We start from the raw sequence: 14,460 nt of genomic DNA on the forward strand, positions 1-14,460 counted from the left end.
CGTTGCAGCAATCGTTGGCAGGTGGCTGCTCAGGGCAGCCAGGCAAACGGTGGGGTGTCGGCAGGCAGGCCCCAGCGACTATCGTACAGGGGGCCGAGAAAGTACAGTCCGTCCGGGGAGAAGGTGGGGGCCGCCACCTCGCGCGAGCGTGCATCGAGCACCTGCTGCATCCACTGCACGGGCTTGGAGCCCTGGCCCACGTAGATCAGGCAGCCCATGATGTTGCGGATCATGTGGTGTAGAAAAGCGCTGCCCTCGAACTCGAAACGCCAGTAGCCACATTCCATCTGCGCATCGCGCATCGGTGCCCGGCCAGCGGGGCGGTAGTGGATGTCGATGCGGTGCAGGGTCTTGACCGGACTCTTGGCCTGGCAGCCCGCGGCGCGAAAGGACGAAAAATCATGCTCGCCCAGCAACAGGTCGGCGGCCGCGCGCATGCGCTGCGCATCCAGGGTCTGAAACACCCAGCCCACCCGGCCCTGGTCGACGCTGGGGCGCACAGGGGACTGCAGCAGCACATAGGCATAGCGACGTGCGGTGGCACAGGCGCGGGAGTGGAAGCCGTCCGGGACCTCGGCTGCCCATTGCACGGCGATGTCCTTGGGCAGGAAGGTGTTGGTGCCACGTACCCAGGAGTTGGGCGCGCGCTGCAGCTCGGTGTCAAAGTGCACGACCTGCATCAGACCGTGCACACCGGAATCGGTGCGGCCGGCGCAGATCGTGGAGACTTCTTGAGCAGCAAAGCGGCCCAGGGCCGCTTCGAGTTTGTCTTGTACGGTGTTGCCATCGGGTTGGCTTTGCCAGCCGCGATAGGCCTGACCGTTGTAGCTGACGCCAAGAGCTATGCGCATGGCATGGCTCCCGGCGCGGGGTCTGAGTGCATCAAATCAATCAACCAATCTGAGAGAGAAGGCTGTGAGCCTTGGCCTTGAGATCGCCATGGGCCTCGGCGATCACTTCCTCGATCAGTGTACGCGCTCCGTCGCTGTCGCCGATGGCATTGAACTCTTCGGCCAGGGCCAGCTTGGTGGCCAGCGGGTCTTCGGGTTCGGAGGGGGCAGGCACGGTATCGATCGTTGCCGCACCATCGGAGCCTCCCAGGTCCAGCGACAGGCCGCTGAGGTCGAAAGTCACCTCGGGCTGCGCTGCCGTGGCAGCGACAGGGCTTTCGCGCTCCCCGTCCGGCTGCTGCAGGGTCAGCGCTTCGAGGTCATGGTCAGCGTTCAGGCTCTCCTGGCTGGAAGAGCGTTCCAGCGGTGTGGTTTCCTGTCCGATTGGTGGCTCGGGGCGGGACTGCGAGGGCAGGGCGAAGCTGTCGAGATCGAACTCGAGCGCGTTCAGGGCGTTTGACTCGGAAGGGGCCGGGGGCTCCACCGGAGCCTGCGGGGCCGTGGCAGGCAGGCTGAACGAAGCCAGATCGTCGAGATCGAGGTTCAGGCCGTTGTCTGCAGCCGCTGGCTCGGGGGGCGTGGCGGCGGGTGTGTCCCACTGTGCCAGTGCCGCGAAATCCTGTTCGTTGGGCAGGGAGACCGGCTCGGATGCCACAGGAGCGGCGCTGGCCGCAGTGTCGGGAAGGTCGGCCGGCAACTCGAGGTCCATGTCGAAGTCCATGCCTGCGGGCTCGGTGGGCGGGCCTTCGCGGCTGGCCGCTGCCTCGGCGGCCTGTGCAGCAGCCAATGCCGAGCCAAAGCCCACGGCGGCGGCCGCTGCGCCTTGCAAGGCGGGCGACGAATCGGAAGCCGCGAAGGCGCTCGGGGCGGCCGTCGCCAGGGGCTGAGGGGCGCCGCCCAGCTGATAGGTCAGGTTTTCAGGATCCAGGATACGGCCTTGGTCTGCCAGTCGCTGCCATTCAGGGCCCTTGCCCTGGGTCAGCGCAAAGACGTTGTTGGCCACCGAGGCGAAGGCCATGCGGTCATGGCGCTTGGCATAGATTTCAGCCAGCTTCTGGTGCAGCACCAGGCGGTTGGGGTCGTTGCGCAGCGCTTCCTTGAGGATTTCCTCGGCCTGGAGGTCGCGGCCGTAGGCCAGGTAGACATCGGCTTCGGCCAGCGGATCCACGTCGCCGGCATCGAGCTGGCTGGGAGAGTACTGCATGGACTGGCCCGACATCTGGCTGCTGCTGGTCGTGGTGTCCACACGCTGGCCGCCGCTGGCGCCAAAGAAGGAGTCCGCCGACAGCTGGCTGTCGCCCAGCATGCTGTCCGCGCCTGCCGCCGCAGCCTTGCGACGCTGGGAGACTCGGTAGCCGCCATAGCCCAGCAGCAGTGCCAGCAGTGCTGCGCCCGCCAGCGGGACGGTCGGATCTTCCATCAGGCTGTCGATAAAGCTGGGCTCTGCAGGAATGGGGGCCGGTGCCGCCACGGGCTTGGGAGGTGCAGCCGGTGCCGGTGCTGGAGGCGCGGCAGTGGCCTGCGCCGATTCGCCCTCGGCCTGTGCCGGCGGGGTGTCGCCGGGTTTGCCGGGCCCGGCGGGAGCGGCTCCCGATGTCGGAGCATCGGCTGCCGCAGTGGCGGGCGGAGCTGCAGGTGTGGCAGGTGCAGCCGGTGCATCCGTGACGGGAGCCGGTGCTGCGGTATTGGCTGCGCCGCCCGCGGGGACGGTGACGCTGGGGCCTGCCGCCGGTGCAGGTGCCGCAGCGGTGCCGGACGCGGAGGCGGCCGGCGTACCGGCAGGCTTGGTCGCTGCCGCAATCTGGCTCAGCTCGGCCATATTGCGCTTGAGTTCATCGGCACGCGCAGACTGATCGGCCGCCTGTTTCTGCTGGGCCATCTGTTCGTCCGCAGCCACCCCCTTGACAGACCCCTTGGACAGGGTGAGCTTGTCAGGTGCTGCGGTGGCGGACTTGGCATCCGCGACATGCGCCTGAACCTGGCCGGAGGCGCTGCGCGAGGCGGCTTCCACAGTGGCCACGGGAGCCACGCCGGCCAGCTGGCGGCGGAACTGGTTGAAATCCTGCGACTGGGCCGCCATGATCTGGCGTGCTTCCTTGGCCGAGGTGGCCTGGGCCGCAGCCTGATCGGGCATCTGAATCACGACGCCACTGCGCATGCGGTTGATGTTGCCATTGACAAAGGCCTGGGGGTTGCTGCGCAACATAGCCACCAGCATCTGATCGAGCGAGACGCCGGCGGGCTTGTGCGCCGCAGCAAGGCGACCGGCCGTGTCACCGGTCCGGACGCGGACTTCGTCACCGTTGCCGGCGGGGGCTGCGGCACCGGTTTGGCGCTTGCGCTGCGGCTTCGCGGCAGCTTCGTCCTGGTCGCGGTCATTGCGCAGATCCCTGCCGGCGGTGCTGACAGGGCTGGAGGCGGCACGAGGGGTCGCTGCGGCACGCGCAGGTGCTGCCGCCGCAGCAGGCGTGGCCTGAGCGGCGGTGGTGGGTGCAGGAGCAGCGCGGCGCGTTGCCGGAGGATCGAGCAGCAAGGTGTAGTTGCGCTGCAGCTTGCCCGATGCCCAGTTGGCGTCGATCACCAGGTCGACAAAGGGGTCGTTGACCGGCTGGAAGCTGCTGAGCTTGAGCACCGCCGTGCCGTTGGCGCGCTTTTGCACCTGCACGCGCACCGAGTTGGCCGTGCCGGTGAATTCCATGCCCTGGGCGCGGAAGGCGGCCGGGGAGGCTATGGCCGCCTGCAGGCTATCGGCTTCGGCTGCGCTGAGCTGAGGGATCTCGACCTCGGCACGCAGAGGTTCGCCCAGAGCCGACTGCACCGTGATGCGGCCCAATGCCAATGCCCACGCATCGGTTGCCGGCAGGCTTGACAGTGCGAGGGAGGCTGCGGCGAGCGCAGAGAGTTTCCAGCGTTGCATAGGGCTCAGACTTGATTCGTGCAGCCTACAGCCCTCTTGTTCTTGATCGGGTTTGTGGCTGCGGTGCACATAAAAAATGGGAAATTCCAGCAGGCGGCAAAGGTCTCTCGGGCCGGCGGACACAGTTTGCATTGTCAACGACGCTATTGCAATGTGAGCAAAAGCATGGCTGGCAAGGCGCTGAATTGTTGTCGATTGGCAACGAGATGAAACCTAATGTAGGTTAGTTGACCGTTTGCATTCGCCCGAACAGGCGGGCAATTGTCGCCCAAGCCCGTAGCCCGGGGATGAAAAAAGCGCCAGTCATCACGCGGATGAGCGGCGCTTTGCTGCGCTGGATCAAGCCGTCAGGCGGCTTGATGGCGTCGGGATCAGGCCGCCAGCAGGATGCGCAGCATGCGGCGCAGGGGCTCGGCTGCGCCCCACAGCAACTGGTCGCCGATCACGAAGGCCGAGACGTATTCAGGGCCCATGTTGAGCTTGCGCACGCGGCCCACGGCAACCTCAAGGCCGCCAGTGGTCGCTGCGGGCGTCAGTTCCTTGACGGTCAGTGCGCGGTCGTTGGCCACGAACTTGACCCAGGGATTGCCGCCCTTGATCAGGGCTTCGATCTCTTGCAGGGGCAGGTCCTTCCTGAGCTTCAGGGTCAGAGCCAGGCTGTGGCAGCGCATGGCGCCGATGCGCACGCACAGGCCGTCCACGGGGATGGTGGCGTCGGTGCCGAGAATCTTGTTGACTTCGGCCTGGCCCTTCCATTCTTCCTTGGACTGGCCGTTGGGCAGCTGTACGTCGATCCAGGGGATCAGGCCGCCGGCCAGAGGCGCGCCGAAGAATTCGGTAGGCACATCCTCGCGGATGGTCTGGGCGACCTTGCGGTCGATTTCCAGAATCGCCGATGCCGGGGTTGCCAGCTCGTCGGCGACGGCAGCGTGCACCACACCCATGCCCTTGAGCAGTTCGCGCATATGGTTGGCACCACCACCCGATGCGGCCTGGTAGGTCATGGAAGAGACCCACTCGACCAGACCCGCCTTGAACAGGCCGCCCAGACCCATCAGCAGAATGGAGTTGGTGCAGTTGCCGCCGATCCAGTTCTTGCCGCCGGCGGCGAGCTTTTGCCGGATCAGATCGTCGTTGACGGGGTCCAGCACGATGACGGCATCGTCCTCCATGCGCAGCGAAGAGGCGGCGTCAATCCAGTGGCCGTTCCAGCCGGCGGCGCGGATCTTGGGGAAGATTTCCTTGGTGTAGTCGCCACCCTGGCAGGTGATGATGATGTCGCACTTGGACAGCTCGGCGATGTCGTTGGCGTCCTTCAGCTCGGTGTGCACCGTGGCCATGGCCGGAGCCTTGCCGCCGGCATTGGAGGTGGAGAAGAACACGGGCTCGATCAGTGCGAAGTCGCCTTCGGCCTGCATGCGGTCCATCAGCACGGAGCCGACCATGCCGCGCCAGCCCACCAAACCTACCAATTGCTTGCTCATTTGAAACGCCCTTTCAGTTTTGAAAACAGTTGCTTGAGACTGATTCGTCCGGCTCGTCAGGGCCGGAGGGGGCGCGCGACGAACCGGGCTGGGTCAGCCTGTAATCGTCTTAATGGTGATTGCGCGCGCATTCACACCGGCAAGCTTTGCGGGTGTGACGATCTCGTGAGCGAAGGTGCGTGCGGCAAACATAAGAGTTGTCATTCTAGCGACTAGAGAAAAAGCTTGAAGAATCAAAAGTGCTTGAAACTCTAGTCATAACGTCGAAATATATGATTTATTTTTGACGTTTTGTTTTATTTGATGCCGAAATTTGTATCAACCCCAAAGCCGCCGCTTGCGGCGGCGGCGGGGCTTTGGCGGTTTCGCTGCTTCAGACGCCGGCCAGGGCCTTGACCACGGCATCGCCCATTTCACGGGTGCTGACCTTGGTCGTGCCTTCGCTGTAGATGTCGGCGGTGCGCAGGCCGTCGGCCAGCACTTTTTGCACGGCCGCTTCGATCTTCTGGGCGGCGGCTTCCTGGCCCAGACTGAAGCGCAGCATCATGGCGGCCGAGAGGATGGTGGCCAGAGGATTGGCAATGCCCTTGCCGGCGATATCGGGGGCCGAACCGTGGCTGGGCTCGTACAGGCCTTGCTTCTTGTCGTTCAGGCTGGCGCTGGGCAGCATGCCGATGGAGCCGGTCAGCATGGAGGCTTCGTCGGAGAGGATGTCGCCGAACATATTGCCGGTGACCACCACGTCGAAGCGCTTGGGCTCCTTGACCAGTTGCATGGCGGCGTTGTCCACGTACATATGGTCCAGCGCCACATCGGGGTACTGCTTGGCGACTTCGCTGACCACGTCCTTCCAGAGCTGGAAGGTTTCCAGCACATTGGCCTTGTCCACGCTGGTCACGCGCTTGCTGCGCTTCTGGGCGGCCTGGAAGGCGACATGGGCGATGCGCTCGATTTCGGGGCGGGTGTAGCGCATGGTGTCGAAGGCCTCCTCGGCTCCGGGGAAGTGGCCGTCGGGAGCCACGCGGCGGCCGCGCGGCTGGCCGAAGTAGATGTCGCCGGTCAGCTCGCGGATGATCAGGATGTCCAGGCCTGCCACCAGCTCGGGCTTGAGGCTGGAGGCATGGGTCAGCTCCTTGTAGCAGATGGCGGGGCGGAAGTTGGCGAACAGTCCCAGGGCCTTGCGCAGGCCCAGAATGGCCTGCTCGGGGCGCAGGGGGCGGTCCAGCGTGTCGTACTTCCAGTCGCCCACGGCGCCGAACAGGATGGCGTCGGCTTCCTGGGCCAGCTTCAGCGTGGCCGGAGGCAGGGGGTGGCCGGCAGCTTCGAAGCCGGCACCGCCCACGGGAGCGGTTTCCATCTCCAGACCCAGATTCAGGGCCTCGAGTACCTTGACGGCTTCCGCGACGATTTCGGGACCGATGCCATCACCGGGCAAAACTGCAATCTTCATGATGTTCCTTTGATTAATTTGATAGCTGTTAGCGCTCGTTATTCATAGATTTCAGATTGAATTAATGCTGATGTTCATGAATAGAAGGCGCAAGCAGCTCATTTATGGGTAGCAACCTAAAAACAAGCACGCCCCAAACAAGGGGCATCAAGCAAGGGCCGCCCCGCAGCGAAGATGCCGTCCCCCTTCCGATGCAACGCATCGAGAAAGGGGGAAGCCGCGCAGCGGCTCAGGGGGTTACTTCTGAATCAACGTATGCGCCAGCCAGGGCTTTTGTGCCAGACGCTCGGCTTCGAAAGCCTTGATCTTGTCGGCATGGCGCATGGTCAGGCCGATGTCGTCGAAGCCGTTGAGCAGGCAGTACTTGCGAAAGGCGATGACGTCGAAGGCGATCTCCTCGCCCTGAGGCCTCAGGATCACCTGGCGCTCCAGGTCGATGGTCAGCTCGTAGCCGGGAAAGGCTGCGACTTCATTGAACAGCAGGTCGATGGTGGCTTCGGGCAGGACGATGGGCAGCAGGCCGTTCTTGAAGCTGTTGTTGAAAAAGATGTCCGCAAAGCTGGGTGCCAGGATGGCGCGGAAGCCGTACTGATCCAGGGCCCAGGGCGCGTGCTCGCGGCTGGAGCCGCAGCCGAAGTTCTTGCGTGCGAGCAGGATGCTGGCGCCCTTGAAGCGGGGCTGGTTGAGCACGAAGTCGGGGTTGGGCTTGCGGTCGGCTTCGGGCACACCGGGCTGGCCGGGCTGGTCCAGATAGCGCCACTCGTCGAACAGGTTGGGGCCGAAGCCGGTCTTCTTGATGGACTTCAGGAACTGCTTGGGGATGATGGCGTCGGTGTCGACGTTCTCGCGGTCCATGGGGGCGACGAGGCCCTTGTGCACGGTGAATTTTTGCATGGTGTGATTCCAGAATCTTTGGTCTCGGCGACGTTCGCGTCTTGCATCAGAGACGGCCAGCAGGGGCCGTCCCTCGGCAAAGGCCGTCGTCCCCCTTGGGGGGCGGCGCGCAGCGACTCAGGGGGTTACGCAAATTTACGGATGTCGACAAAGTGACCATGGATGGCGGCCGCAGCAGCCATGGCGGGGCTGACGAGGTGGGTGCGGCCACCCGCGCCCTGACGGCCTTCGAAGTTGCGGTTCGAGGTCGAGGCGCAGCGCTCGCCGGGCTCCAGGCGGTCTGCGTTCATGGCCAGGCACATGGAGCAGCCGGGCTCGCGCCATTCAAAGCCGGCAGCCTTGAAGATCTGGTCCAGGCCTTCGCGCTCGGCCTGTTCCTTGACCAGGCCGGAGCCGGGCACGACCATGGCCAGCTTGATGTTCCTTGCAACCTTCTGACCCAGCTTCTTGACCAGGGCCGCAGCTTCGCGCATGTCTTCGATGCGGCTGTTGGTGCAGGAGCCGATGAACACCTTGTCCACAAAGATGTCGTTGATGGGCTTGCCGGGCTCCAGTGCCATATAGGTCAGCGCACGTTCGATGGCGCCGCGCTTGTTGGGGTCCTTTTCCTTGTCGGGATCGGGAACGGCGGCATCGATGCCCAGCACCATTTCAGGGCTGGTGCCCCAGGTCACCTGCGGCACGATGTCTGCGGCGTTCAGCTCCACCACGCGGTCGAATTTCGCATCGGCATCGGAATGCAATGTCTTCCAGTAACTGACGGCGGCATCCCATTCGGCACCCGTGGGTGCCAGCGGGCGGCCCTTGATGTAGTTGATGGTCTTGTCGTCCACGGCCACGAGACCTGCGCGAGCGCCGCCTTCGATGGCCATGTTGCATACCGTCATGCGGCCTTCCACGCTCAGGTCGCGGATGGCTTCTCCGGCAAACTCGATGGTGTAGCCCGTGCCGCCGGCCGTGCCGATCTTGCCGATGATGGCCAGCACGATGTCCTTGGCGGTGATGCCGGGTGCGACCTTGCCGTTGACCTGCACCAGCATGTTCTTGGCCTTCTTGGCCAGCAGGGTCTGGGTGGCCATCACATGCTCGACCTCGGAGGTGCCGATGCCGTGGGCCAGCGCGCCGAAAGCGCCGTGGGTGGAGGTGTGGCTGTCGCCGCAGACCACGGTCATGCCGGGCAGGGTCGCGCCCTGCTCGGGACCCATGACGTGAACAATGCCCTGGCCCTTGTCCATGAAGGGAAAGAAGGCCGCCGAGCCGAACTCGGCGATGTTGCTGTTCAGCGTGGTGATCTGTTCCTTGCTGATGGGGTCTGCGATGCCGTCATAGCCGCGCTCCCAGCCGTCGGTGGGGGTGTTGTGGTCGGCCGTGGCCACGACCGAGCTGACGCGCCACAGCTTGCGGCCGGCCATGCGCAGTCCTTCGAAGGCCTGGGGGCTGGTCACTTCATGTACCAGATGGCGGTCGATATAGAGGACGGAGGTGCCGTCTTCCTCGGTATGAACGACGTGCTCGTCAAAAATCTTGTCGTAGAGGGTGCGTCCCATGGTGGTCTCGTGAGGTTGGTTTGTTGGGAAGATTCGGTGTCCGGTGGCGGGCCCAAGCGCTGTTTCAGGCCTTGGCACTGGCGGGGCAGAGGTGATCGACCAGCAGGCGGGTGGTCACCGGCAGCGCTTCAAAGTCACGCGCCACCACGCAGAGTTCGCGGTGCGCCCAGTCGTCAGTGAGCTGAACGGCGCGCAGATGGCCCACGCCATGCATCAGCTCGAACGCGCGGTCGGGCAGCAGGCCCAGTCCCAGGCCGTTGTCGATCATGCGGCACATGGCGTCCAGGCTGGTGACCTGGATGCGCTGGTGCAGCGGATGGCCGGCCTGGGCTGCGGCGGCGCGCATGGCCAGGCTGATGGAGGAGCCCGCATGCAGGCTGACGATGTCCCATTCCAGCACTTCCGTGAAGGCCACGCTCTCGCGATCGGCCAGTGCATGGCGCTCGGGCACGACGACGACCAGGCGGTCTTCGCGATAGCTGCGGTATTGCAGCGGCACGTTGCCCTGGGTCAGCTGCACGGTGGCCTGATGGCCCTCGCTGCTCCTGATATTGCCCAGCGTGCAGATGCCGATATCGGCCGTTCCCTCGGCCACGGCACTCAGCACGTCGGGGCTCAGGTGTTCCTGCAGGTCGATCTTGATCTGGCTGTGCTCGCGCGCAAACGCCCCCAGGTCTTCGGGCAGAAACTGCACGATGGCCGACATATTGGCGTGCATGCGCACATGGCCGCGCACGCCGTCGGCGTATTCGGAAAGCTCGCCCTGCATGCGCTCCAGCCCGTACAGCACATTGCGGGCATGGTGCAGCAGGCTTTCGCCGGCCGGCGTCAGCGTCACGCCGCGGCTGTGGCGATAGAGCAGGGCGGTATCCACCGTCGCTTCCAGGTCCGACAGGCGCTTGCTGACGGCCGAGGCCGCAATGAACTCGCGCTCAGCGGCGCGGCCAATGCTGCCCAGTTCGCACACGGCGACGAACAGCTGAAGCGAGGTGAGATCGATGCGGCGCGCAAAACTGCGCTCTGAATTCTTCATGGGTCAGGCTCAAGTCTTCTCGTTTCGAGAAGTTTTGAGCATTTTTACCGATTAATTCAGTCGAATCCATCTTTGAATGAGATGTCTTGCATGGCGATGGGTAAATTTTGGCGATGGGTGATTTCTGATTTGGCGATGGTCCGGCATGAGCGGGAGTCGCCATGCGGCATGGGCCGCTCCTGCATGCCTGCATTTTCATGGCGCAGCCTCCGGATGCCCGGATCATTCAGGCCTGATCGGGCCCGAGGCGCTGCATGCCCTCCCCGGTCCGGGTGTGCGCAATCTTTTACAAAGTAAATCGTCAGTAAAGCAGCCTGGAGGCGACTTCATTCGCTGCAAAAATGTGAGTCATGAGAGTTTCCCACCATCCGATCTCCGAAAGTGAGTCTCCCGAGCTGCCAGCCCTGGCTTCGGGGGCACCCCTCTTGCACCGCAGCCGTTGCTGGGGCCGGGCCTGCCTGATGGCGGCGGCGCTGGCGCTGGGCGGGGGCACGGTCTTGCCAGCCCTGGCCAAGGGCAAGACTCCGGCCAAGTCCAGTGCGGCTGCGCCCGCCAAATCGTCCAAGTCCGCCAAGAGCACGGCTGCGGGAGCTGCCAGATCCTCGTCGGCCAAGCCTGTTCCATCCAAGACCGGCAAGAAAGGACGTGCCGGTCGCCATGCGGCGGCGGCTGGGGCTGCGGCTGCCGGCGCTGCGGCAGCCGCTCCGCTGGGGCGCGAGCATTGGACACCGGAGGCCACGAACCATCAGGCCGAAGATGGCAAGGAGCTGGCCGCCATGCGTGCCGCAGCGCAGGCGGGTGATGCCAAGGCCCAGTATCTGCTGGGCTCGCGCTATCGTTTTGGCAAAGGCGTGAATCAGGATCTGGCTCAGGCCGTGCACTGGTACCGCCAGTCTGCGGAGCAGGGCTATGCACCTGCGCAATCCGATCTCGGGGTGCTCTACGCCAATGGGCGCGGTGTGACTCTGGATGAGGTGCAGGCCGTGAGCTGGTACCGCAAGGCGGCCGATCAGGGCGACGGTATCGCCCAGAACAACCTGGGCCTGATGTATGCCGAGGGGCGTGGCGTGGCTGCGGACGATGCTCAGGCCGTGCAATGGTTCGAGCGTTCGGCCAAAAGCGGCGAGGCCGCTGGTCAGTACAGTCTTGGCGTGATGCTCTCCAGCGGTCGGGGCGTCAAGGAGGATGGGCGTGCGGCCTTGCAGTGGTTCGAGCAGGCGGCAGAGAAAGGTCACGCCGACGCCCAGTACAACGCCGGCATGATCTACGCAGTGGGCGCTCTGGTGCCTCAGGACCTGACGCGCGCCGCACACTGGCTGGACAAGTCGGCTGCCCAGGGCAATGCGGCCGCCCAGTCTTCCCTGGGTGTTCTCTATGCCAACGGCCAGGGTGTGCCGCAGGATGCTGTCCAGGCGGCCCGCTGGTTCGATCGCGCGGCCAAGCAGGGCTATACGCTGGCGCAGTCGAACCTGGCGGCCATGTATGCCAGCGGCCAGGGCGTGCAGAAGGACATGGGCAGGGCCTATTTCTGGCTGGCCATCGCCCAGGCCAAGGATCCCTCGCTGCAAAGTCGCTTGCAGGCGGCCGAGCGGGCCTTGAGCCCGGCGGAGCGGCTGAAGGTTCAGCGCGAGGTGCGCAACTGGAAGCCGGGCAGGGAGTGATTCCCGCTCGCTGAAAAAAAAGCCCATCGCATGGCCGATGGGCTTTTTTGAGAGGCGTCGGTGCCTAGCTGAAGAAGCTCTTCAGGCGGTCCGTCCAGCTCTCGCCGCTGGGCGAATGCTTGGAGCCCCCCTTCTTGAGCGATTCATCCAGATCCTTGAGCAGCTTGCGCTGGTACTCGGTGAGCTTGACCGGGGTCTCCACCACGATGTGGCAGTAAAGATCCCCGGGGTAGCTGGAGCGAATGCCCTTGATGCCCTTGCCGCGCAGGCGGAACTGCTTGCCGGCTTGCGTGCCTTCGGGAATGTCGATCGCCGCCTTGCCCTGCAGCGTGGGCACTTCGATCTCGCCGCCCAGCGCAGCGGTGATGAAGCTCACGGGCACGTTGCAATGCAGATCGTCACCGTCGCGTTCGAAGATGTCATGGTCCTTGACGCGAATCTCGATGTAAAGGTCGCCTGCCGGGCCGCCATTGGTGCCGGGCTCGCCGTTGCCGGCCGAGCGGATGCGCATGCCGTCGTCGATGCCTGCGGGGATCTTCACTTCCAGTGTTTTCTGGCGCTTGACCTTGCCCTGGCCGCCGCAGGATGTGCAGGGTTCGGGAATGATCTTGCCCGTGCCGCGGCAGTGCGGGCAGGTCTGCTGCACGCTGAAAAAGCCCTGGCGCATCTGCACCGTGCCCATGCCGTTGCAGGTGGAGCAGGTCTTGGTGCTGGTGCCGGGCTTGGCGCCGCTGCCACTGCAGGTGTCGCAGCTGTCCCAGCTCGGAATGCGGATCTGTGCATCCTTGCCCTTGGCGGCTTCTTCCAGGGTGATTTCCATGGAATAGCTGAGGTCGTTGCCACGGTAGACCTGACGGCCGCCGCGACCGCCGCGGCCGCCGCCGTTGAACATATCGCCAAAGATGTCGCCAAAGGCCTCGGCAAAGCCGCCGAAGCCCTCGCCGCCGCCCATGCCGCGGTTGGGGTCCACGCCGGCATGGCCGTACTGGTCGTAGGCCGCGCGTTTCTGGCTGTCGGAAAGCATCTCGTAGGCCTCTTTGACCTCCTTGAAGGTTTCCTCGGCTTCCTTGGCCTTGTCGCCCTGATTGCGGTCAGGGTGGTACTTCATCGCCAGCTTGCGATAGGCCTTCTTGATGTCATCGTCCGAGGCGCTTTTGGCAACGCCCAGAACTTCATAGTAGTCACGTTTGGACATGTGAGTTTTCGGTCGGATGGAACAGGAACGCCGCGCCAGCTCCTGGGAGCCCGGCGCGGCGGCAAGCGGTCAATGGTTTGAGGCCAGGACCTGCCCGCGCTTAGTCCTTCTTGACTTCCTTGACTTCGGCGTCAACCACGTTGTCGTCAGCGGCAGCCGAGGCGCCGGCACCGGCGGAGGCACCGGCTGCGGCAGCAGCGGCTTGGGCACCGCCAGCGGCCTGTGCGTCGGCGTACATCTTCTCGCCCAGCTTCTGGCTGGCCGTCATCAGGGCCGTGGTCTTGGCGTCGATGGCGTCCTTGTCCTCGCCCTTGAGCGCTTCTTCCAGTTCCTTGACGGCGGCTTCGATGGCGCCCTTTTCGGCGGCATCGAGCTTGTCGCCATGTTCGGCCAGGCTCTTGTTGACGCTGTGAACAGCAGCTTCGCCCTGGTTCTTGGCAGTCACCAGTTCCAGCTTCTTCTTGTCGTCGGCGGCGTTCAGTTCCGCATCCTTGACCATGTTCTGGATTTCTTCTTCCGACAGGCCGGAGTTCGCCTTGATGGTGATCTTGTTTTCCTTGCCGGAAGCCTTGTCCTTGGCCGACACGTTCAGGATGCCGTTGGCGTCGATGTCGAAGGTCACTTCGATCTGGGGCGTGCCACGCGAAGCGGGCGGGATGCCTTCCAGGTTGAACTCGCCCAGCATCTTGTTGGCGCTGGCGATCTCGCGCTCGCCCTGGAACACCTTGATGGTCACGGCAGGCTGGTTGTCTTCAGCCGTGGAGAAGGTCTGCGCGAACTTGGTGGGGATGGTCGTGTTCTTGCTGATCATCTTGGTCATGACGCCGCCCAGGGTTTCGATGCCCAGGGACAGGGGTGTCACGTCCAGCAGCAGCACGTCGGAGCGCTCGCCACCCAGCACCTGGCCCTGAACGGCAGCGCCCACGGCCACGGCTTCGTCGGGATTCACGTCCTTGCGGGGATCCTTGCCGAAGAATTCCTTGACCTTCTCCTGCACCTTGGGCATGCGGCTCATGCCGCCGACCAGGATCACGTCGTTGATGTCGGCGACGGAGATTCCGGCATCCTTGATGGCAGTGCGGCAAGGTGCGATCGTGCGCTCGATCAGATCATCCACCAGGCTTTCCAGCTTGGCGCGGGTCAGCTTGATGTTCAGGTGCTTGGGACCTGTGGCATCGGCCGTGATGTAGGGCAGGTTGATGTCGGTCTGGGCGGAGTTCGACAGCTCGATCTTGGCCTTTTCGGCAGCTTCCTTCAGGCGCTGCAGGGCCAGCACGTCCTTGGACAGATCGACGCCTTGTTCCTTCTTGAACTCGTCGATGATGTAGTTGATGATGCGCTGGTCGAAGTCTTCGCCGCCCAGGAAGGTGTCGCCGTTGGTCGACAGCA

At 64.3% G+C, this 14,460-nt stretch carries 10 protein-coding genes; 1 reads left to right on the plus strand and 9 read right to left on the minus strand.

Features of this window, described 5'->3' with window-relative positions; all coding sequences use genetic code 11:
* Nucleotides 1–29: 29 nt before the first annotated feature.
* The 7 genes from truA to E2583_RS07615 form a co-directional block, all read right to left on the minus strand.
* Nucleotides 30–851 (minus strand): tRNA pseudouridine(38-40) synthase TruA, encoded by an 822-nt coding sequence (truA, locus tag E2583_RS07585; RefSeq protein ID WP_291594560.1) that lies wholly within the window; start codon nucleotides 849–851, stop codon nucleotides 30–32.
* 40 nt (nucleotides 852–891) lie between these two features.
* Nucleotides 892–3,807: a FimV/HubP family polar landmark protein gene (locus E2583_RS07590; protein WP_291594562.1), complete on the minus strand. Its 2,916-nt coding sequence runs from the start codon at nucleotides 3,805–3,807 to the stop codon at nucleotides 892–894.
* Nucleotides 3,808–4,178: 371 nt separating this feature from the next.
* Nucleotides 4,179–5,291 (minus strand): aspartate-semialdehyde dehydrogenase, encoded by a 1,113-nt coding sequence (gene asd / locus E2583_RS07595; RefSeq protein ID WP_291594564.1) that lies wholly within the window; start codon nucleotides 5,289–5,291, stop codon nucleotides 4,179–4,181.
* Between the two features lie 373 nt (nucleotides 5,292–5,664).
* Nucleotides 5,665–6,741, minus strand: coding sequence for a 3-isopropylmalate dehydrogenase (gene leuB / locus E2583_RS07600; RefSeq protein ID WP_291594565.1), 1,077 nt, complete (start codon nucleotides 6,739–6,741; stop codon nucleotides 5,665–5,667).
* Nucleotides 6,742–6,978: 237 nt separating this feature from the next.
* Nucleotides 6,979–7,635, minus strand: a complete 657-nt coding sequence (gene leuD, locus E2583_RS07605; protein WP_291594567.1) for a 3-isopropylmalate dehydratase small subunit — start codon at nucleotides 7,633–7,635, stop codon at nucleotides 6,979–6,981.
* 125 nt (nucleotides 7,636–7,760) lie between these two features.
* Nucleotides 7,761–9,182, minus strand: coding sequence for a 3-isopropylmalate dehydratase large subunit (leuC, locus tag E2583_RS07610; protein WP_291594569.1), 1,422 nt, complete (start codon nucleotides 9,180–9,182; stop codon nucleotides 7,761–7,763).
* 64 nt (nucleotides 9,183–9,246) lie between these two features.
* Nucleotides 9,247–10,215 carry a LysR family transcriptional regulator gene (locus E2583_RS07615; RefSeq protein WP_291594570.1) on the minus strand — a complete coding sequence of 323 codons (969 nt, stop codon included), beginning with the start codon at nucleotides 10,213–10,215 and terminating at the stop codon, nucleotides 9,247–9,249.
* 350 nt (nucleotides 10,216–10,565) lie between these two features.
* On the opposite strand from E2583_RS07615, the gene E2583_RS07620 reads away from it, so the two are divergent.
* Entirely contained in the window at nucleotides 10,566–11,876 is a 1,311-nt protein-coding gene (locus E2583_RS07620; RefSeq protein ID WP_291594572.1) for a tetratricopeptide repeat protein, read from the plus strand.
* A 64-nt stretch (nucleotides 11,877–11,940) separates the two neighbouring features.
* Here the strand turns inward: E2583_RS07620 and dnaJ are convergent, their stop codons facing one another.
* A complete protein-coding gene (gene dnaJ / locus E2583_RS07625; RefSeq protein WP_003057927.1) occupies nucleotides 11,941–13,071 on the minus strand; it encodes a molecular chaperone DnaJ in 1,131 nt (376 codons plus the stop codon).
* 100 nt (nucleotides 13,072–13,171) lie between these two features.
* A partial coding sequence (locus E2583_RS07630) for an Hsp70 family protein (RefSeq protein WP_291594573.1) occupies nucleotides 13,172–14,460 on the minus strand: 1,289 nt, incomplete at its 5' end.

It is taken from the genome of Comamonas sp., assembly GCF_009360615.1.
Taxonomy (GTDB): Bacteria; Pseudomonadota; Gammaproteobacteria; order Burkholderiales; family Burkholderiaceae_C; genus Comamonas.